Raw genomic sequence first — 20,375 nt, forward strand, 5'->3', positions numbered from 1 at the left:
AAGCTTTTAAAATAGAGAGCTGCTTATATATAGATATATAACTACCTATAATTTATATTATGTTAAATAGCATATGTATGTACTTAAGCAAACTAACTATCGGCAATTACGTCACTTATAAACATGGTATTTTAGCCCTTTTATTCGCACATTATTTATTTATAGTAATATGCTCTACTTTATTAAATATAAAAACGCTGTAATGACATTTTAATCAATCAAACTATTTAGCTCATCAATTAATTGCTTAAGCTGTTTAGTTTTGTCGTTTAGCTTTTGCTGATACTTTTCAACTTTGTCATGCTTACCTTGGCGCTTAGCTTTTTTAAGATCGGTTTTATATTCTTCAATTTCGCTATTGGTATCATCTATTTTTTGTTGCAACTCTGCTTTTAATCCATCATGAGTACAATATGCGTTTATATTATTGAGTGCTTTATTAAGGCCTGCAACTTGGTGTGAATTACCTTGGCGTTTTGCAGTTAATAACTGGTGGTTAACTTCACAGGCTTTTTTCGCACACCCCGTTAAATCTGCACAATCATCTTTGGCCAATACGACTGTTGAACCGGCAAATAAAAAACTTATTGTAATACCTTTAATAATCGTCATTTTAGAGTTTTTATTATCTCGCATTGGTCATTATTCCTCTTTAATTCATTGTTAGCGGCAAAATACAGATAACAGCCCTTGCAGCTCTTCATTTATAACATGTTGTTTTACAACATCTTGCATAGGAGTATTTGATACTTTGTTATTTAAAATACCCACCATTTTAGCGCTTTCTCCAGCACATAAAGCCTTAACACTGTGTACGCCTAATCTTATTGCTAACATACGATCCGCTGCAGATGGATTACCGCCGCGTTGTAAGTGCCCTAGCTTAGTTACGCGCAAATCTATACTGGGATTAACGGCACTTATTTTCTCACATATATATTCAACGCCAATTTCATCACCTTCAGATACCACCACAATAAAAGCATGCTCACTGTGATAATCGCTAATTTTATCCACTAAATAAGTTATGTCTTCATCACTTTCAGGTATTAATATCGAATCGGCGCCAGAGGTTAAACCGGCATAAGTGCCAATATAACCAGAATCACGTCCCATTACTTCAATAACAAACACCCTATTATGTGATTCTGCAGTATCTCTAATATTATCAATACATTGCATTGATGTGTTTACTGCGGTATCAAACCCTAAGGTGTAATCTGTACCCGCAATATCATTATCAATAGTGCCTGGAATGCCTATATACGGTATGTCAGTAATTTGTGATAACCATAAACACCCTCTAAAGGAGCCATCTCCACCTATCACAATTAAAGCGTCAATATTATTATGTTCAATTGTGGCTAGTGCTTGATTTCTACCGGCATCACCTCTAAATCTTTCACTACGCGCTGTTTTTAACACAGTACCACCTAAGTGCATGGTTTGTTGTAGGTTTTTGAAATCAAGTGTCACTAAATCATTATCAATTAAACCCTCAAACCCTTTTCGAACGCCCGACACTTTTATTCCGTGTTGTTGAGCGGTTTTTACTATGGCAAATAATGCGGTGTTCATCCCAGGCGCATCGCCCCCTGAGGTTAATACGGCAATGTGTTTAATTGGCTGCATCGGTTCATATCCTTCGATAAGCTAAACTTTAATAATTCATAATAGCTGTTTATGAGTAGGCTGTGTAAAGTAAGCGCAGTAAAGTTGATCTACATAGGGTTTATTTGATTGTTTAATTAGTATGAAGGGAGCAGTTATAAATTGAAAAGTTGGTATGTTGCTTTTGCTTTTAAAACAACATACCGTAATTTTTAATGAAGAGCCGCTGTAAAAGGAATGTTTTTACAAATTTCGGCTTCTATTGTTAGTAACTCGTCTAAGCGTTCGTCAACTTCTTGCTTATCAAAGTATTCGTAGGCGAGTTCCACAAATAAATTTTTATGTTTTTCTTCTGATTTAGCAATTGCGACATAAAAATCTTTTTCTTTTCCTTCAGGTAGTGCCTCGGCAACTAAAGAAAAACGTTCATGTCCCCTCGCCTCAATTACCCCACCTACTAATAGTCTGTCCATTAAAAAACCGTCACGACCATGCCTAAAGTGTGCACGAATTTGTTTAATGTATGGATCTTTTTTATCATCACCCAAATTAGTATCGCGTTCAATTAATAGTTTAAGCACTTGTTTAAAATGAATTAACTCTTCAAGAGCTAAGTCAGTCATGGCTTTAACTAATTTACGCTTATCCGGATAATGTGAAAGCATTGACATAGCCATGCCAGATGCTTTTTTCTCAGCAGCAGCGTGGTCTTGTAAAAAGGTTTCGAAGTCAGCTAAAACAACTTCGGTCCATTCAAATGGCGTGTGGTATTTTAATTCAAACATAGGGATACAACTTATAAAATAATGCGTGGATTTTAGCGTATTTAAAAATAAAAATCTTTGATCGCGATTTAAATTTAACTTTCATAAGGCAAAAACTTATCAATCCGCCCTTTCGACGTTGACTCAATTTTTAATGGGTGCTTTATATCATTCCATGCAGTGACTTTACCGCCCATGTTCATTTTTTCAAAGCCAGCTAAGCTGCTGGTAATATTTAAAAACTCACATAGCTTATTAAAACTCTCGGGATTTGCTATGTCAATGGCTAAAAAATCATTAGGCCGGTCAGCAAAATAAGCATTAGCACTATTAAAATGAGTGTTATAACAATTAGTTAAATATTCATCCTGATTAATGTTTTCGAGTGAAAAATCACTAAACGTATTTAAGTAACAGCGCTTTAAATGAATATTAAAGCCCCCATCAGCACGCGTTAAATTAGTATGCATACGCAGTAAAAGCTGTTTGATTGAAGGCAACCAAGCGCTAAGTTCTCGCTTTAAATATACAAATTTAGAACCTGGGTAATATTTATCTAATGTTTGATAATCGTTAAATACGGGTGTGTCTGCGATAGCCACCGCATTTTCAAAACAAGCGTTAGTGTAAGCAGTATGGGCAGTAGGTATACCAAAATCTAAAAATGCATTACATACGCTAGTCGTCCCAGTGCGTGGTAAACCAATAATAAATATTTTTTGTGTCATGGCGTTTTAAATGTCTTTTTCTGAAAACCAAAGTGATGCATCATTAAGGGGTGTTAATGCGGGTAACTGATTGTTTTTTAATTTAATGATGATTTTATTTTTTATATCTGCATGCTCAATCGCACTGCGATGATAAGCCTTAAACAAACGATCAAACTCACCGTTTTTACGCATAATAGCTAAGCCTTTCTCAACCGCTTGCGCTATTTCGGGCTTTTCTTTACTAAAAAAGAAGTAGATTGCACTTGGGTATTGCAACAATAAGTGTGGCACTATCGTGAGGTTCGCACCGGCTTCATCTTTAAAGGTATTGAGCTCAGTTTCAACCTCTAACACAGAACGAGGAAATACATCACCTCGGCCTTTTATCAACATATTAAATAACGAACTATATTCGATTGATGTCGATACAGTTAAACCGTTATCCTGCAGTATTTGTGTGTCAGGCCAATCATGCCCTTGAATAAAATGTATGCTTTTAAAGTCGCTCAGGGTATTGATGTTTAATAAGGTATTCACTTTATCCTGTGTAGTTACCAAAACACGCCACCCATATAACCCCTTAAATATAGGCACTCTAACGGGTAGTAATTGTTGCTCACGCTGTTTAGAGGTCATGGTCCAAGCTACGTTTATTTCATCATTATGAAGAATTTGCTTTAACGAGCGGCTCTGTGGCATCGAAATACTTGAGGGTTGTAATGTAAAATTTTCTCCGCTGAATTGCAGAGCTGTTCTTAATAGTACTAACGGGTAAAAAATTTCATCTTCACCACTGCGCATTGTTTTGGGGTATACAACATGCAAACTAGAAACGGTGTTTTTGCTATTATTTTCTATTGCCCATGCAAATGATGTCAGCGAACTGAAAAAATAAACACATGTAAAAACAATAGCTAACCGCATAATCGTTTATCTACTTAAAAGTAATAACACCGCGCTTACTATCACAATAGCAAAGGTGATCATCATGCTCAATCCACGTGCCTTTAAATTATTGTTAATAATGGCAGAACCATGAACAACACGGCTGATAAATAATAAACCGCCTAGCGCATGCACATAATGACTTGCTAACCCCTGATACTCCAATAAAAAAACTAAAATTAAGCTAATTGGCACGTACTCAATAAAATTACCATGCGCTCGGGTTGCACGTTCAAGCGCGGTATTACTGCCATTACCTAACGAAATCCCTTCGGCTTTACGTATTTTTATAACATTAACACTCAAATAAATATAATAAAGGGCCAATAAGGCCGCATAGCTCGATATGATCACAGTATAGTCCATTTAATTTTTCAGCAATAATAACACATAAGTTAAGTGGTAAATCAGTAGTTTTATCATGAACTATGCTAGAGTAATTTATACATTGGAATAGTAATAAGTAAGGATAATATGTATTTAAGAACAAAAATCACCAATCACTATCGTGAAATAATAAACAGTATTGGCTTTTATCCCTCGCTACTGTCTGTTGCGTTTTTAATTTTTGCTGTACTCACTATGTCTGTTGAGTATTTAGCCCCTATAGAGCAATTTAAATCATTAATCTCATTTGTATTAGTAGACAGTGCAGAAAACGCACGAACCATATTAAGCACCTTAGCTGGCAGTATTATTTCGTTAACCGTATTTAGTTTTTCTATGGTGATGGTGGTTTTAAATGCGGCCAGCGCTAGTTTGTCACCCAGAGTCGTTCCTGGGCTTATTACCCGTAAATCGCATCAAATGGTATTAGGGTTTTATTTAGGCAGTATTATTTATTCTATTATAATGCTCATTAATATTAATAAGTTAGATAACGGAAATACGGCAATACCCTCATTAGGGGTGCTCTTTGCATTAATTTTTGGTTTGATTTCTTTGGGCTTGTTCGTTTTCTTTATTCACTCTATTTCAAAAGCAATTCAGGTTGATAACGTATTAAATGGTTTATTTAGACAAACCAAACAAGAGATCCAAGACATCATCAACAAACAAGGCGATAACCCCGTTGAAAACTTTCCTGAATTTTCAAATTGGCATTCAATAAAAAGTACTACTGAGGGTTACTACAAAGGGGTTCACACAAATAAGCTGTGTGCTATTTTGGCTGAAGAAAAAATAGAACTTTTTATTACCGTTAAGCAAGGTTACTTTACCGTTAAAGGCTACCCGTTCTTAAAGTGTAATAAAGACATTTGTGAAAACGAAGAGTTAATAGAGAAAATCTTAGACTGCTTTATTTTTTATATAGAAGAATACATTAGCGATCATTACCGTTATGGATTAACCCAAATTTCTGAAATTGCGGTTAAAGCAATGAGCCCAGGGATTAACGATCCGGGCACAGCGGTTAAAGCTATTGATATGCTGAGTATTTTATTGATTGCTCGCCTAAAGATTAATGCGATTAACTACGCGTGTTATCAACCAGAAGAAGCCCCTTTACTCTATTTTCATGAAACCAGTTTTGATGAATTACTGCACGATAACTTCACTCCTTTGCGTAATTATGCCAAAGCAGATGCCTATGTAATGACCAATGTTATTGAAGCATTTAAAAATATTTTGTTTATTGCCAACGAGGATGTTGAAGCTCGAAACAGTGTGTTTAATTATTTAGGTGCCATTGTTGATGATATTAATCAGCACATTTGTAATGAGTATGACCGGCGAGAAATTAGAAATATGCTACAAGCAATAGTGCGAATTAGTGAGTTACAAGGTAAGCAGTTGGTGGCACGTTTTGAGCAGCACCGACCTATTAGCGAGTAAGCTTTGTAGAGCTATTTATTCTGCCGAGGGGCAAAGAGTTATCGCCCTCGGCAGCGCCTATTTGGTATTGAAAGATCATCAAACCCTAATCTATATAATAAATTGCATAGCTTGACGCACTAATAGTAATTTCACCCGCATGATAGGCATCAGGGACATAGTTACCAGGTGCACTGTCTGCCATCATTACTTTTTCACTGCGCATGTACGGTGTAGATGGTATATCAAGCGGGGTTAAAGACGCGCTATATAAGCCTTTTAACTCTACATCAAAGTCGTCACTTAGCTCTTTTGCCGCGGCTTTGGCTTGTTTAATTGCCATTTTTTGTGCTTTTTTATGCAGCTCATCGTAGTTGCTAGCTAAAAATTGCGTTTGTCTAATTTCATTAATGCCATTATTAACTAAGCTTTGTAGTAATTCAGGGTATTTATTAATTGCAGAGAGTTTAATAGTGAGCGTTCTTGATACTTTAAAGCCAGTAAACTCTTGTTTACCTGTTTCACGATTATATTGGTTATCACGGTATATAGAAATTTGACCGGCATTAATATCCGCATCATCTACCCCGAGTTTTTTTACTAAACTTATTGCACTGGCCATAGTGGTATCGGTTTGTTTTTTTGCTGCAATTAAGTCTTTATCTATTTCAGTAATGCCCACCGTTAATAAAACATGATCCGGCATCGTCGTTAGTGAAGCTTCACCTTTAACATAAATATGCGGCTCTTCTGGGGCGTTGCTCGCATAAGCTGATGTACTGAGTAATGCGGCGGTTAAAATCGAAAGCGTTTTCATAAGTCTATCCTTTTAAATTTGATTGCCTCAGTTAACACCTTATGCGGTTAATTAAAGATGAACAAGCATAAAAAAACAGGCAAAAGCCTGTTTTTTTAATCTCTACTGTAATTAAATGCTGCAACGCTTGTAGTTACGGTATTTTGGTAACCAGTAGTTTTTGTCGATGGCTGCCCACAGCGCATCGTCTGAAATTTCAAGGGCAACGCCCTCTTCAATTGCTTTTTTAGCCACTGCAAACGCAATACGTTTACTAAGCGTTTCAATTTCAGTCAGTGCTGGTAGTAAGCTGCCTTTACCTGTATTAGCTAAAGGTGACGACTCAGCCAACATTTCGCTCGACATTATTAGCATCGCATCGGTAATACGGGTTGCTTTGGCGGCAATAACACCTAAGCCAATACCTGGGAATATGTAACTATTATTACATTGTGGAATTGGGTAAGTCACACCGTTATAAACAACTGGGTCGAATGGGCTGCCAGTTGCAACAATTGCTTTGCCATCGGTCCATTTAATTACATCTTCTGGATACGCTTCAACTTGCTTAGATGGATTACTTAACGGGAAAATAATTGGCGATTCACATTTAGCATGCATAGCGCGAATGACTTGTTCGGTAAATAAACCGGGTTGGCCTGATACACCAATTAAAATATCTGGTTCAGCACAATGCATTACATCTAATAACGACGCGTATTCACCGCTGTAGGTCCAATCAGCTAAGCAGCTAGTTGGTTGTGCAAGCATTTGTTGAAAGTCACGTAAGCCTTGCATACCATCTGTTAATAAGCCAAAACGGTCAACCATAAAGACTTGGCTACGTGCCTGTGCTTCACTAATACCCTCAGCAACCATAGTGCTAACAATTTGTTCAGCAATACCACAGCCTGCAGAGCCTGCGCCTACAAAAACAACTTTTTGAGTTGATAATTTAGCACCTTTAACACGACATGCTGCTAATAAAGAACCCACAGTGACCGATGCAGTTCCTTGAATATCATCATTAAAGCTACAAATTTCATTGCGGTAACGCTTTAACAATGGCATTGCATTAGGCTGAGCAAAATCTTCAAACTGCAGTAACACATTTGGCCAGCGACGTTTAACTGCTTTAATGAATAAATCTAAAAACTCATCGTATTCATCTTGTGCAATACGTTTATGGCGGGCACCCATGTACATTGGGTCGTTTAATAATTTTTCGTTATTGGTTCCCACATCGAGCATAACCGGTAACGTATAGGCTGGGCTAATACCGCCACACGCGGTATACAAAGAAAGTTTACCAATTGGAATGCCCATACCGCCAATACCTTGGTCGCCAAGGCCTAAAATACGCTCACCGTCGGTAACAACAATCACTTTTACTTTGCCTTTTGTGGCATTACGTAAAATATCGTCAATGTGAAAGCGATCTTCATAGGAAATAAATAAACCACGGGCACTGCGATAAATATCAGAAAACTTTTCACACGCATCACCCACCGTTGGGGTGTAGATAATAGGCATCATTTCTTCGATATGATCGCGCACTAATCGGTAATAAAGCGTTTCGTTATTATCTTGAATGGCGCGTAAATAAATGTGCTTATTTAAGTTGTCGTTAAAACTTGAGTACTGTTGGTAACAACGCTCAACTTGCTCTTCTATTGTTTCGTAACGAGGAGGAAGTAAACCAGCAAGATTAAAGTTTTCACGTTCTTTTTGGCTAAAAGCACTTCCTTTATTCAATAGCGGGGTTTCAATTAGGCCTGGGCCAGAATAAGGAATATAAAGATAATTTGGATCGGTATTTGTAGTCATATTTCCAAGCTTTACTGAATCTTAAGTAATGATCTGCCATTATCATTGTTAAAGGCTAAATTGCAATGACATTTAAGCTTGTCAGACCATTGAAAATTTACAAATACAAGCGCTACTTTAGTATAAAGCCACTCATATTTGGTGAATATGTTAGCTGGCTGTTGTGAGTTTATAAAAATTAAAACGGGCATTAGACCAGCGTTTGCTGTGTGCAATGATTACAACAGTGTCAGTTATTTTTAGATTTGCTAATTTTTTACGTTAGTTAACATACTATTTTCAATCAAATAATCATTAACTATTAAGCTGTTACATAAATAACAGCAGGTAATACATTAGCTGCAAACCTGCTGTTGATTATACATGTTTTAGAATTTAAATGAGGCTTTATTATTACTTAAATCCGATAATGCCATCCCTTCCCTGCGAGGATCGGCGGCGCCATACAAACGGTTGTTTTTAACTTCTACCGCATGCAGCCCAGAGTTTAAGTCAATCACGCGCACATCATGGCCGCGCTTTTTAAGCTTTGGTACCACCGCTTCAAGTGCAGTGCCTTTTTCAATGCTGGTGTAGTCGTTGCGATTAGTGGTACGCGGTAAATTAATGGCTTGTTGCGCATTCAAATCCCAATCTAAAACGCCAATAACAACTTGCGCTACATAATCAATAATGCGACTACCACCAGGAGAGCCGACCACTAAACGTAAGCTCCCATCTTGATTAAATACCATCACGGGTGACATTGAGCTGCGCGGACGTTTATGGGCTTCTACTCTGTTAGCCACTAACTTGCCATTTTTACGCGGCGAGAGTGAAAAATCAGTCAGCTGATTGTTTAAAATGAAGCCATTAACCATGACCGTCGAACCAAACGCCATTTCTATAGAGCTGGTCATCGAAACAGCATTGCCTTTGCTATCAACAATCGAGACATGTGACGTAGACGGAAGTTCAAAAGAGTCATCATTTGCGTAGCTTAAGTAATCAACTGGATCACCAGGAAATGCTTTTTGATCTTTTTCAGTGATCAATTTTGCGCGGGTGGCGATATAGTCTTTGTTTAATAACTCCTCGGTAGGGACTTGGGTAAAATCAGGATCGCCAATGTATTTATTTCGATCGGCAAACGCAATGCGCGATGCTTGGCTAAAGTAATGAATAGCCTCTGCGCTATTAGCTTTAATATTGGCCATGTCTTTGTGTTCAAGCAAGCCTAAAATTTGTAGCACCGCTACACCGCCACTACTAGGTGGTGCCATTGAGCACACTTTGTAAACGCGGTATTTAATACATACAGGGGCGCGCTCTTTGCTGGTGTAGTCAGCAAGATCTTGCTCAGATAATTTACCCGGTGCAATTTTTGATTTCTGCACTGCACTTACCATGGCTTTTGCATTATCACCTTTATAAAAAGCGTCAATCCCTTGTGAGGCAATGTCTTTGTATAAATTAGCAAGCGGCTGATTTTTTTTAATACTGCCTACTTTGATCACTTCACCATTGGGAAAAAAATACTCATTTATGACCGGCATACTCATAACACCAGGGTTTAACTGCCTAACGAGTAAACCATGTAATCGTGGAGATACTTCAAACCCTTGTTCAGCAAGCGCAATAGCTGGCTTAAATAACGTTGCCCATGGCAAGTTACCATATTGTTTATGGGCACTTGCAAACGCATGTAAAATACCTGGTACACCCACCGAGCGACCACCTACAACTGCTTCAATCCATTTAACAGCTTTGCCATGTTCATTTAAAAACAGGTTTTCATCGGCATTACTGGGGGCTGTTTCGCGACCATCAAAACTGGTGAGTTTATTGTTAGCTTTGTTGTAATACATCATAAACGTACCACCACCAATGCCTGATGATTGCGGCTCAACTAATGTAAGCACTAATTGGGTGGCAATAGCCGCATCAACGGCGCTTCCGCCTTGGGCTAAAATGGCCTTACCCGCTTGTGAGGCATAAGGATTTGCAGCTGCAACCATGTATTTATCGCCAGGTACTAACTGCTTTTGTACTACCCCTGTGGCGGCTTCTGGTTCACGGGTTTCAATTTGGCTTGCTTGCTGTGCAAATAAAGGTAAAGACAGTGCACTTAAAGAGAGAGCAAATAAAGAGTTGAGCTTAAAATTCATAATTACTGATTAAACTTAAATTGCATGGAAGATAATTGGCATCTTAAAGTTAAACAGGCACAATATGCAAAAATAAATATAAAAAAATGATCATTAAATGCTTAATTTACCCCTTCAGCCGCGTTATGTTTTACCCCCCTTGTGTTTAATTGTATTAAGTACGCTCTTAGCATGGCTTGGTATGAACAATGAGCTTGAGTTTAATCGCCCATTAATTGAACAAGGCCAACTATGGCGTTTATTTACCAGCCAATTTGTACATGCCAACTGGATACACTTAGGTTTAAATTGTGCTGGTATCGCGCTTATTTGGTTATTGCATGGTGAATACACTACATCTAAGCAATACAGCTTTAATATTGCACTCCTTGCGCTTTGGTGTGGCTTGGGGGTTTATTGGTTTTGTCCAACAATCATTATTTATACAGGGCTGAGTGCGCTATTGCATGGCGTGATCGTGTGGGGGGCCATAAAAGATGTCACTGTTGGGCTAAAATCAGGTTATATCTTGTTTATTGGCGTATGGATAAAACTTATTCTTGAGCAAGTTAATGGTCCAAGCGCAGAAATTGGTCAACTTATTCAATCAACGGTGGCCGTTGATGCGCATTTAATTGGCGCAATTGGTGGGGTTTTATTAGCTGTGCCGCTGGTTGTAAAACACATCAAAAACGATAATAAACACAGTTAAAAAAACGCCACATAAGTGGCGTTTTTATTTTTAGTCGATTAAAGCGTTTCTTTAAACAGTTTATAAATTCGACGGTATTCATCTAACCAGCTCGAAGGCTGAACAAAACCATGCGGTTCTACTGGGAAGATTGCTGTTTCAAAGTTTTCTTTTTCAAGTTCTATTAAACGCTGTACTAAACGTACTGAATCTTGAAAGAACACGTTATCATCAACCATAGGCGCATTTATTAATAAATGCTTTTTAAGCCCTTCTGCATAATAAATAGGTGAACTACGCTCATAGGCTATCGGGTCAACATCAGGATGATTCAAAATGTTAGCCGTATAACCTGTGTTGTAATGAGCCCAATCAGTCACTGGACGAAGCGCTGCGCCTGATTGAAACAAGTCTGGTGCGGTAAATAACGCCATGAAGGTCATAAACCCACCATAAGAGCCACCGTAAGTCCCTACCGCTTGGGTATTAACATTGGCATTATCCGCCATCCATTTTACGCCATCGGCTAGATCTTGTGTTTCAGGTGTTCCCATTTGGCGATAAATAGCCGTTCGCCAATCACGACCATAGCCTTTAGATGCGCGGTAATCCATATCCATTACTACATAACCTTCATCTGCTAGTAATGAATGGAACATAAATTCACGAAAGTAGCCAGACCACCCCATGTGTGAATTTTGCAAGTACCCAGCACCGTGGTTAAAAATAACCGCTTTGCGGGTTTTGCCTGTTTCACCCTCTTGGTAATCAGCGGGGTAATAGACTTTGGCGTATATGGGCTGATCTGTATGACTTGATGGCACAGCAACAATTTTAGGCGCTGTGAGTTTTTTAGCTAAAAACGCATCAGATACCGTATTGGTTAAACGAGTCGCGGTTGTGTTTGCTTTAGCCTCTGCCACATAAAGTTCAGTCGGCATAGTGATTTTAGAATGTCTAAGTAATAACTTAGATTGATCAGGGCTTAAGGTGTAATCCGTCATACCGTTTAAGTCGGTTACTTGCTCACTAACACCTGTTTGTGGATTAACGCGGTATATTTCGTAAAGACCCGGATGCTCAATATTCGCTTTATAGTAAATAGCACTATTGTCATCAGTAAGGGTTAAGTCAGACACTTCAAACTGACCTTGTGTTAAAGCTATAGCTTTGCCATTTAAAGGTTTTTTATAAAGCTGACTGTACCCCGACTCTTCCGATAAATAATAAAGCGTGGTTGAGTCATTTAACCAACCAAAGTCGTTAAACGCATACGCAATCCACGCATCGTCATGTAAACGGTGTTGAGATACGAGTTTATTATTTTCAAAATCAACAGTGGCCAACCAACGATCTTTGTTATCCCATGCTTCAAGCATAATCGCCACTTGGCTGCCATCATCGTTCCAGCTGATAGGCGATTGATCCCATCCCCAGTCTGAAATTACATTAATGCCACGCGGTTGTTTCTTAGACTTATACGTTTTGCCATCGCGGGCATAGTTTTCTTTTTTAATCTCAGCGAGTACATCTTCATCAAAACCAGGCAAGGTATTAAACCCTAAAGTAGTTTGGCTTTGATCTGCAAGGTTAATATAAATAATTTCAGAAGTTTGCTCTTTAGCGTCAGCCACACGACGGCGAACTTTTTTAGGCTCTATAGTCGCATCATCAGTGATGTAGTTAGGCATAATGTCGCCTTCACCACGCCATGAACTTTTTTCTTGAACAACCACAATTAACGCGTCGCCATTTGGAGAAAGCTCGGCTTCATCAACCGTGTTGCCATCGCCTAAATAGTAATGCGTGTTGGCAATTGAGCTATTTTGAGTTTTGACTTGCTCATTTCGCGCATACTTGTCTTGTTTGTTTTTATGCTGCAGTGCAATGTAATCAATCAGCTTATGTTGTTCTTTGGCAATATAAGTTGTTGGCTCTTTTACGCCTTGTGGTTTGTCAGCCAGTTTTAAATTAGCAATTTCACGGGTTAAACCTGTGGTTAAATCTACTTTAAAAAAGATATTACCTTGGCGATACGCTAAGTTACCATCGTTTAAAAATTGTGGCTTTGACTCGGTGGCTGAGCTTTGCGTAATTTGCTTAATTACGCCTGACTGTACGTTTTTAATAAATATGTTGCCTTCAAACACATAAGCTTGAAGTGATTTATCGTTAGAAAAAACAGCTTTACTTGAGCCTACGCTGTGAAGCTGATTTAAAGCCACTTGCTCTGCTGTTTGAGCGTTTACAGCTTGAGTGAATAAATCTCTTAGCTCACTACCTTGTTGTTTTCGCGCGTAAATAACAGTACTTGAGTCAGCACTCCAAAATGCACCTTGCGGTTGACGTCCAATCCAATCAGGGTGAGCCATCGCTTGTTCAAGCGTAATTTTTGAGACACCCATGTCTGCAGGTGTGTTAACAACACTTGCAACCTTGGTATTTGTTTGAATAGCTGAGTCATTAGAAGTTGTGGCGGTTGCTGTACAGCCCGCTAACATAACACTTGACGCAACAGCCATTGCAACAAGTGTTTTAGAAGATGAAAATTTAAAAATCATAGTGCTTCTTGACGGTTATTATAATTAACCGTATTTAAGCAGAAGCACCTTTATAATTGCAATTATTTAAGATAAACAACGCTGATATCGGGGTGAGTAACCCGTTTATTCAACCGTTAAATCAAGCCATACCATACGGTGGTCACTTGATGCGTTTCTATCTTTGATTAAACGGTACAATTCGCTTTGTTTTTTCGGCCAAAATACGCCACCATCTTTAATGGTTAGTCCATAATTTGAAGGCAGAACATAATCAACGCGTGCTTGCCAATTAGCAGTGTAATTTTTAGCATAAGCTTGTGGGTATTGCTCTTTAGCGCCCTCACTGGTTGGAATAAAACCGGCATTAATCATCGGGCTTTTAAGTAACTGATCTGTTGTATTTGTGCGCTTTTTATCGCCCTCAGGGGCGGCATTTAGGTCACCTAAAATCACAAAGCGCGATTTTGCTGCAAGGCCGCCCTTTTTACCGTTATCGTCATACAGGTAACTTTCGTTATTAACGTAATCGGCAATTAATCTAATTTCATCATGATTACGAATGCCGTTTCTGTCTTCATCTCCATCAAACACAGGCGGCTTAGGATGCGAGGCTAACATGTGAACGACTTTATCATTTACTTTTACCGGTATATCCCAAAACGATTTAGAGCTTAAACGTAAAGCATTCCATTCTTCTTCGTTGTACCAATTTGTATTGGTTTTTGGATCTACCGGCATTTTCACATTCGGTAAATCTTTGTGCTTAAACGTTTGCAGGGTTCTGATGTTGTCAAAATCAATGGGGTAACGAGACAAAAACGCCATTGCGTAGTGGCCTTCAAAAAATCCAAAACCTTGCGCATCACCCATCACACCATTTTTTTTGCCATCGTTGTCTAAATCAAACTCTGTGGCTAAGCCTGTGTTAACTGGTGCAATGTAAACATAAGGATAATCGATAGCCGCTTGATCATTTTGCCCTACATTTAAGTAATGGGTTTTAAAGTATTCTATCCCTTGTGATTTAGGGACGTAGTCAAATTCATTTAAAAGCACCACATCTGGACGAACGCGTTGAATTATTTCAGCAATATTTTTAATTTGCTGGTGGTCAGAGCGCAGCGCGTTAACTAAGGCATCGCTTTTTACTTTTTCATTTTTAGCGGTGTAATTGGTTGCATCCATACTGACATTAAACGTTGCGACCCGTAATGACTCTGCGTGAACATAGCTTGCTGAAACCAGTGACAATAAAAAGCCACCAATAATTTTAATACCGAGATCATGTCTCATTATATGAATCCATCTATAATTAATAATAAAATAACACTGCTAACCACGATCCAAAGAATCACAGCCATTAAAAACGGTTTAATTCCCGCTTGCTTTAGTACCGATAACGACAAACCACTGCCAATTAAAAACAATGTCATCACTAGTATTTGCTTCGCTGCAATGTTTATCAGCTCCCAATAAGATGAAAGCGACGGCACATAGGTATTAATTAATGCGGCTAATAAAAAGCCTACAATAAATAATGGAATACTTGCCTTTTCATCTGAGCGCATAAACACACCCGCAAGCGTAGTGTATGGAATAATCCACATAGCACGAGTAAGCTTCACTGTTGTTGCTATGCTCAGTGCCACTGCACCATAAGTAGCCGATGCACCTACCACGCTGCTGGTATCATGAATTGCAAGTGCAGCCCATAATCCAAACTGCTCTTGGGTCAATTCAAAATAGTGCCCAATTGCAGGGAACAATAATAACCCTACACCATTGAGTAAAAATACGATACCCAGCGCCACAGCAACTTCATGATCTTTGGCTTTTATAACCGGTGCCATGGCCGCAATAGCGCTACCACCACAAATAGCGGTTCCAAAGGAAATTAACACGCCTGTGTTACGATTAAGTTTAAACACTTGAGTTAAAATTTCGCCAAGCCCAATTATGGCAGTAATACTGACAATTGTTAACACTAAAGAGCTGCGACCAACCTCAATTACCTGATTAAAATCAACAGCAAACCCCAGCCCCACAACCGCCAACTTTAGCATCCATTTGCTGGCCTTTTGTGATAACTCAGCAAACGGGTTACCCAAGGTAATCGCAAATAACGCCCCCATAACCAAGGCACTACCAGCGCCAATAAATGAAGTGATGCACAAAGCCAGTAATATTATAAATACAGGTTTATGTAATTTAGCGATAATCATAACGTTAAGCGCGAATGAGTTTATTAGTCAGTTTATGGACAACGGGGGCAACAAATATAACCGTTGGAAAGGCAATACAAAAGGCAAATAACCACGCTTTAAGCCAGATAGATACGATGTTATCGACCATACCAACATTAAATAGAGAAATAACTAACGACATAAAACCTGACATGAAAAGTGCCATAAAAAAGGCAAACACAATAGTACGAAACTTTGGATGGATCATTGAAAAGAACCTTTAGAAGGTAAAGCGATATATTGAAGTTAAGTTCAATTTATCGCTTTGTTTTTTAACTTATAATAGCGATTTGCTGGTAGCTAATACACCGGGGTAATCTTGCTCTGGTAAACACATTGCGAGTTCACCAAGGCGTTCACCTAATTGCTGTAAATTATCAGCAGATACATTAATGTGGCCCATTTTGCGACCAGGTTTTACACTTTTACCGTACCAATGGCTGGTTACATCCGCAGTTTTTAACACATCAGTAGGGATTTGTGCTTGGCCTAATACATTTATCATAGCAGTCGGTTGCTTAAGTTGCGTACTACCTAAAGGTAGGCCGGCAACAGCGCGCATATGGTTTTCAAATTGCGAGCAATGAGCACCTTGTTGCGTCCAATGGCCTGAGTTATGAACTCGCGGCGCAATTTCATTAACCAGTAATGTACCTTGCACATCAAAAAACTCAATGGCGAGTACACCCACATAATTAAGCTCATTCGCAATTCGGGTAAATGCCGTGATTGCTTGTTGCTCTAGTTGGCTATTATTGTTTTTACCTGCAACCGAAAGCGTTAACACACCCTCGGTGTGCTCGTTTTCAGTTAATGGATAAATAGCAACATGGCCGTGTTTATCGCGCGCACCAATAATAGAGACTTCACGATCAAACGGGATCATTTTTTCTGCAATTATGGTGTGCGGAGCGTGCTCAGTGCCTGATGCAATAAAATCAGCCATTTCAGCCCAAATTTGCTCAATTTGATCGTCTGATTTTAAACGCCATTGGCCTTTACCATCGTAACCCGCTTGGCATGTTTTAATGACTAATGGCTTACCAAGTGTTTGAACCGCGAGTTCAAGATGCGCTTTTTCTGTAATTAATTGATATGGCGCGCATGCAACAGCGGTTTTATCTAGGAGCGCTTTTTCAAGCGCACGGTCGCCACCGGTTTTAATGGCTTGTTTGCCCGGATAAAACTTATTGCTATTACAACACTGTGTAAGTACATCATCTGGAATATGTTCAAACTCGGCCGTAATAGCATCAGCGTTTTCTATCGCCTGTTCGAGCGTTGTTGGGTACACTTCGTTTGTAAGCGGATGTACAATCTTTTTGCTGCCTACATCATAAGCAACCACATTTAAATTAAGCGGTGCACCGGCTAAGCTCATCATTCGTGCTAGCTGCCCTGCCCCTAAAATTAAAATATTCATGATCACTCTGCAGGATTTGGGTTAGCTAAAACAGTCTCAGTTTGTTCTTTACGGAACGCTTCGATTTTTGCGAAGATTTCTGGGTTTTGACATCCTAAAATTTGTGCCGCTAATAAACCTGCGTTTGCAGCACCGGGCTCACCAATAGCAAGGGTACCTACCGCAACACCTTTTGGCATTTGGCAAATAGATAACAGAGAGTCTACACCGTTTAGCGCTTTAGATTTAACGGGTACGCCTAAAACTGGCAGAGATGTAAACGCTGCCGCCATTCCCGGTAAGTGCGCCGCGCCACCTGCGCCTGCAATAATAACTTTAATACCGCGTTCTGCGGCTGAACTTGCGTAATCGGCAAGTAATTGAGGAGTGCGGTGGGCAGAAACCACTTTAGTTTCATACTCAATGCCAAATTTTTCTAGCATAAGGGCGGCGTGTTCCATGGTTGGCCAATCTGATTTAGAACCCATAATAATGCCAACAGTCATAAATACTCCTCAGTAATGTATTTTAAAAATAGCGGACTTATGTCCGGTTTTATGGCGGGTATTATATACTTAAATGCTGCACTAATGCGACCAGCAGGCAATAAAAAAGCCATGTTAAACATGGCTTTTTTTAAACAGCGAAACAATCAGCAATTAAGCTTCTTTACTCGCTAAATATTCTGAGTAGTTACCTCTAAAGTCGATAACTTTACCGTCTTTAATTTCCCAAATACGGGTGGCAACTGATGATACAAACTGACGGTCGTGTGACACAAACATCAAGGTACCTTCATACGCTTCAAGTGCTAAGTTAAGCGCTTCAATTGATTCCATATCCATGTGGTTGGTTGGCTCATCCATTAATAAGATATTTGGTTTATGCATCATGATTTTACCAAACAGCATACGACCTTGCTCACCACCAGATATTACTTTTACTGATTTTTTTATATCGTTTTGTGAAAACAACATACGACCCAAGAAGCTACGCACTACTTGCTCATCGTCGCCCTCTTGTTGCCATTGCTCCATCCACTCAAACAAATTCATGTCTTTTTCAAACTCATCGGCATGATCTTGTGCATAGTAGCCAATGTTTGCATTTTCAGACCATTTAAACTCACCGCTTTTAGGCGCTAAACGTCCTGCTAAAGTGTTTAATAATGTTGTTTTACCCACACCATTTTCACCAATAATAGCAATGCGTTCACCTACTTCAACCAACCCCTCAAGGCCTGAGAATAAAGTTTCTTCAAAACCTTGAGATAAGCTAGTCATTTCTAGTGCGTTACGAAATAACTGCTTTTCTTGTTCAAAACGAATAAAAGGTGTTTGACGTGACGACGCTTTTACTTCGTCTAATTGAATTTTATCAATTCGTTTTGCACGTGAAGTGGCTTGCTTTGCCTTTGATGCGTTGGCAGAAAAGCGCGATACAAATTGTTGAAGCTCTGCTATTTGGCTTTTCTTTTTGGCGTTTTCACTTAGTAAACGTTCGCGTGCTTGAGTAGCTGCAAACATGTATTCATCGTAGTTACCCGGGTAAATACGTAGTTCACCGTAGTCAATATCGGCCATGTGCGTACATACCGAATTTAAAAAGTGACGATCATGCGAGATGATGATCATGGTACAGTCACGTTGATTCAATACATCTTCAAGCCACTTAATTGTATAAATGTCCAAGTTATTGGTAGGCTCATCAAGCAGCATGATATCAGGGTCTGAAAACAACACTTGAGCTAGAAGCACACGAAGTTTAAAACCTGGTGCAATTTCTGACATAGGTCCGTAATGCTGCTCTGTAGTAATACCCACGCCTAATAGTAACTCACCCGCTTTAGATTCAGCCGAGTAACCGTCCATTTCAGCAAATTCAGTTTCAAGATCGGCTACTTTCATGCCGTCTTCTTCACTCATTTCAGGTAGGCTATATATACGGTCACGTTCTTGTTTGATATCCCACAATTCTTTATGACCCATAATCACGGTATCAATAACAGAATATTCTTCGTAGGCGAATTGATCTTGGTTTAGTTTAGCAACGCGCTCATTTGGATCAGTACTTACGTTACCCGAAGATGGTTCTAATTCACCACTAAGGATTTTCATAAAGGTCGACTTACCACAACCATTAGCACCAATTAAACCATAACGGTTTGATTCGCCAAATTTAGCTGAGATATTTTCAAATAACGGTTTAGCACCAAATTGCATGGTGATGTTAGCTGTACTAATAATAGCGCTACCCTCCAAGGGAGACTGAAGTATTTAAATTTCGCGCAGTTTAAACCAAATCACCGTTTTTTTCTATGAAAGTTTATAGCACCAAACTCAAAGTAAACGGTGGCTGTTTATTAACTATAAAAGCAATTAAATAGCCAAAGTACTAGGCGAGTAAATGTGCTAAAAAGGTGAGTAAAACTCATTATTGTACTGTTGATGCAGTAAAAAAATGTTTAACAAAAAACAACTAGCATAAAACCCTTTATAAATTATTTAATCGCGTTTACAGGCGACTTGGTCGCATTTTACTTTTATTAACAATTAATACGGCTATATTAACGTTTTTTATAGTATTAGAGTTTTAGCTCTACCCATGCCGACAGGTGCAACTATGAAAAAAATTCAACACACCCTCTCCTACATTTAAGCCTAACGTCTTATTCCAAAATTAAATGGTAGTTTATACGGCTACAAAATAAAAACAGCATTAACTTAAAATGAACAAGCTGCGTGTTTTATGCTAATTGTCATTGATAATTTTTCACTTTTGAGCCTTTTATTGCTTTGCTAGTCTGCACGACTTCGAATTTAGTAACTAACCTGAATCTCGTTTAAGAAAATTGAACTAAATGCCTGTTCCGAGATCCGATCTTTCGACCAAGAACGATTGG

The 20,375-nt window shown here is 38.9% G+C and carries 18 protein-coding genes; 2 read left to right on the forward strand and 16 right to left on the reverse strand.

What is annotated here, in order from left to right; genetic code table 11:
* Nucleotides 1-210 precede the first annotated feature (210 nt).
* From A9479_RS17540 to A9479_RS17565, 6 genes are all read right to left on the reverse strand, one after another.
* Nucleotides 211-636, reverse strand: coding sequence for a DUF1090 domain-containing protein (locus A9479_RS17540; protein WP_064664132.1), 426 nt, complete (start codon nucleotides 634-636; stop codon nucleotides 211-213).
* A 27-nt stretch (nucleotides 637-663) separates the two neighbouring features.
* Nucleotides 664-1,632 (reverse strand): ATP-dependent 6-phosphofructokinase, encoded by a 969-nt coding sequence (locus A9479_RS17545; protein ID WP_064664133.1) that lies wholly within the window; start codon nucleotides 1,630-1,632, stop codon nucleotides 664-666.
* 191 nt (nucleotides 1,633-1,823) lie between these two features.
* Nucleotides 1,824-2,396: a tRNA-(ms[2]io[6]A)-hydroxylase gene (locus A9479_RS17550; protein WP_013464932.1), complete on the reverse strand. Its 573-nt coding sequence runs from the start codon at nucleotides 2,394-2,396 to the stop codon at nucleotides 1,824-1,826.
* Between the two features lie 74 nt (nucleotides 2,397-2,470).
* On the reverse strand, nucleotides 2,471-3,103 hold the full coding sequence (locus tag A9479_RS17555; protein WP_024602504.1) for a sulfotransferase: 633 nt from the start codon (nucleotides 3,101-3,103) through the stop codon (nucleotides 2,471-2,473).
* 6 nt (nucleotides 3,104-3,109) lie between these two features.
* On the reverse strand, nucleotides 3,110-4,009 hold the full coding sequence (locus A9479_RS17560; RefSeq protein WP_028835243.1) for a hypothetical protein: 900 nt from the start codon (nucleotides 4,007-4,009) through the stop codon (nucleotides 3,110-3,112).
* A gap of 6 nt (nucleotides 4,010-4,015) precedes the next feature.
* Nucleotides 4,016-4,384 (reverse strand): MAPEG family protein, encoded by a 369-nt coding sequence (locus A9479_RS17565; RefSeq protein WP_024602502.1) that lies wholly within the window; start codon nucleotides 4,382-4,384, stop codon nucleotides 4,016-4,018.
* A 120-nt stretch (nucleotides 4,385-4,504) separates the two neighbouring features.
* On the opposite strand from A9479_RS17565, the gene A9479_RS17570 reads away from it, so the two are divergent.
* The gene (locus tag A9479_RS17570) at nucleotides 4,505-5,866 is read left to right on the forward strand and encodes a DUF2254 domain-containing protein (protein WP_064664134.1); all 1,362 of its coding nucleotides are present in this window, start codon (nucleotides 4,505-4,507) and stop codon (nucleotides 5,864-5,866) included.
* Between the two features lie 85 nt (nucleotides 5,867-5,951).
* On the opposite strand, the gene A9479_RS17575 is transcribed toward A9479_RS17570, so the two are convergent.
* From A9479_RS17575 to ggt, 3 genes are all read right to left on the reverse strand, one after another.
* Nucleotides 5,952-6,662 (reverse strand): SIMPL domain-containing protein, encoded by a 711-nt coding sequence (locus A9479_RS17575; RefSeq protein WP_064664135.1) that lies wholly within the window; start codon nucleotides 6,660-6,662, stop codon nucleotides 5,952-5,954.
* 111 nt (nucleotides 6,663-6,773) lie between these two features.
* The gene (locus tag A9479_RS17580; RefSeq protein ID WP_028835240.1) at nucleotides 6,774-8,468 is read right to left on the reverse strand and encodes an NAD-dependent malic enzyme; all 1,695 of its coding nucleotides are present in this window, start codon (nucleotides 8,466-8,468) and stop codon (nucleotides 6,774-6,776) included.
* Nucleotides 8,469-8,836: 368 nt separating this feature from the next.
* Nucleotides 8,837-10,615 carry a gamma-glutamyltransferase gene (ggt, locus tag A9479_RS17590; RefSeq protein WP_064664136.1) on the reverse strand — a complete coding sequence of 593 codons (1,779 nt, stop codon included), beginning with the start codon at nucleotides 10,613-10,615 and terminating at the stop codon, nucleotides 8,837-8,839.
* Nucleotides 10,616-10,712: 97 nt separating this feature from the next.
* On the opposite strand from ggt, the gene rrtA reads away from it, so the two are divergent.
* Nucleotides 10,713-11,306, forward strand: coding sequence for a rhombosortase (gene rrtA, locus A9479_RS17595; RefSeq protein WP_064664137.1), 594 nt, complete (start codon nucleotides 10,713-10,715; stop codon nucleotides 11,304-11,306).
* 38 nt (nucleotides 11,307-11,344) lie between these two features.
* Here the strand turns inward: rrtA and A9479_RS17600 are convergent, their stop codons facing one another.
* The 7 genes from A9479_RS17600 to A9479_RS17630 all read right to left on the reverse strand — a co-directional run bounded on the left by A9479_RS17600 (nucleotide 11,345) and on the right by A9479_RS17630 (nucleotide 19,719).
* Nucleotides 11,345-13,846 (reverse strand): prolyl oligopeptidase family serine peptidase, encoded by a 2,502-nt coding sequence (locus A9479_RS17600; RefSeq protein WP_064664138.1) that lies wholly within the window; start codon nucleotides 13,844-13,846, stop codon nucleotides 11,345-11,347.
* A gap of 105 nt (nucleotides 13,847-13,951) precedes the next feature.
* Complete coding sequence (locus tag A9479_RS17605) at nucleotides 13,952-15,121, reverse strand: endonuclease/exonuclease/phosphatase family protein (RefSeq protein ID WP_064664139.1); 1,170 nt, start codon at nucleotides 15,119-15,121, stop codon at nucleotides 13,952-13,954.
* Complete coding sequence (locus A9479_RS17610) at nucleotides 15,121-16,050, reverse strand: YeiH family protein (protein WP_064664140.1); 930 nt, start codon at nucleotides 16,048-16,050, stop codon at nucleotides 15,121-15,123. Before A9479_RS17610 ends, A9479_RS17605 begins: the two co-directional genes overlap by 1 nt.
* A 4-nt stretch (nucleotides 16,051-16,054) precedes the next feature.
* The gene (locus A9479_RS17615) at nucleotides 16,055-16,279 is read right to left on the reverse strand and encodes a DUF2798 domain-containing protein (RefSeq protein WP_013464944.1); all 225 of its coding nucleotides are present in this window, start codon (nucleotides 16,277-16,279) and stop codon (nucleotides 16,055-16,057) included.
* A gap of 69 nt (nucleotides 16,280-16,348) precedes the next feature.
* Entirely contained in the window at nucleotides 16,349-17,494 is a 1,146-nt protein-coding gene (locus A9479_RS17620) for a 5-(carboxyamino)imidazole ribonucleotide synthase (protein ID WP_064664141.1), read from the reverse strand.
* Nucleotides 17,495-17,496: 2 nt separating this feature from the next.
* Nucleotides 17,497-17,979 carry a 5-(carboxyamino)imidazole ribonucleotide mutase gene (gene purE / locus A9479_RS17625; protein WP_013464946.1) on the reverse strand — a complete coding sequence of 161 codons (483 nt, stop codon included), beginning with the start codon at nucleotides 17,977-17,979 and terminating at the stop codon, nucleotides 17,497-17,499.
* A gap of 153 nt (nucleotides 17,980-18,132) precedes the next feature.
* Nucleotides 18,133-19,719 carry an ABC-F family ATPase gene (locus A9479_RS17630; protein WP_082918352.1) on the reverse strand — a complete coding sequence of 529 codons (1,587 nt, stop codon included), beginning with the start codon at nucleotides 19,717-19,719 and terminating at the stop codon, nucleotides 18,133-18,135.
* Between the last annotated feature and the right edge of the window lie 656 nt (nucleotides 19,720-20,375).

The organism is Pseudoalteromonas sp. MQS005, from assembly GCF_001661605.1.
Lineage (GTDB): Bacteria > Pseudomonadota > Gammaproteobacteria > Enterobacterales > Alteromonadaceae > Pseudoalteromonas > Pseudoalteromonas tetraodonis.

Coding starts and splice junctions, on each gene's coding strand:
- A9479_RS17540 (WP_064664132.1), bottom strand. CDS start 636: ATGCGAGATAATAAAAACTCTAAAATGACGATTATTAAAGGTATTACA.
- A9479_RS17545 (WP_064664133.1), bottom strand. CDS start 1,632: ATGCAGCCAATTAAACACATTGCCGTATTAACCTCAGGGGGCGATGCG.
- A9479_RS17550 (WP_013464932.1), bottom strand. CDS start 2,396: ATGTTTGAATTAAAATACCACACGCCATTTGAATGGACCGAAGTTGTT.
- A9479_RS17555 (WP_024602504.1), bottom strand. CDS start 3,103: ATGACACAAAAAATATTTATTATTGGTTTACCACGCACTGGGACGACT.
- A9479_RS17560 (WP_028835243.1), bottom strand. CDS start 4,009: ATGCGGTTAGCTATTGTTTTTACATGTGTTTATTTTTTCAGTTCGCTG.
- A9479_RS17570 (WP_064664134.1), top strand. CDS start 4,505: ATGTATTTAAGAACAAAAATCACCAATCACTATCGTGAAATAATAAAC.
- A9479_RS17575 (WP_064664135.1), bottom strand. CDS start 6,662: ATGAAAACGCTTTCGATTTTAACCGCCGCATTACTCAGTACATCAGCT.
- A9479_RS17580 (WP_028835240.1), bottom strand. CDS start 8,468: ATGACTACAAATACCGATCCAAATTATCTTTATATTCCTTATTCTGGC.
- ggt (WP_064664136.1), bottom strand. CDS start 10,615: ATGAATTTTAAGCTCAACTCTTTATTTGCTCTCTCTTTAAGTGCACTG.
- rrtA (WP_064664137.1), top strand. CDS start 10,713: ATGCTTAATTTACCCCTTCAGCCGCGTTATGTTTTACCCCCCTTGTGT.
- A9479_RS17600 (WP_064664138.1), bottom strand. CDS start 13,846: ATGATTTTTAAATTTTCATCTTCTAAAACACTTGTTGCAATGGCTGTT.
- A9479_RS17605 (WP_064664139.1), bottom strand. CDS start 15,121: ATGAGACATGATCTCGGTATTAAAATTATTGGTGGCTTTTTATTGTCA.
- A9479_RS17610 (WP_064664140.1), bottom strand. CDS start 16,050: ATGATTATCGCTAAATTACATAAACCTGTATTTATAATATTACTGGCT.
- A9479_RS17615 (WP_013464944.1), bottom strand. CDS start 16,279: ATGATCCATCCAAAGTTTCGTACTATTGTGTTTGCCTTTTTTATGGCA.
- A9479_RS17620 (WP_064664141.1), bottom strand. CDS start 17,494: ATGAATATTTTAATTTTAGGGGCAGGGCAGCTAGCACGAATGATGAGC.
- purE (WP_013464946.1), bottom strand. CDS start 17,979: ATGACTGTTGGCATTATTATGGGTTCTAAATCAGATTGGCCAACCATG.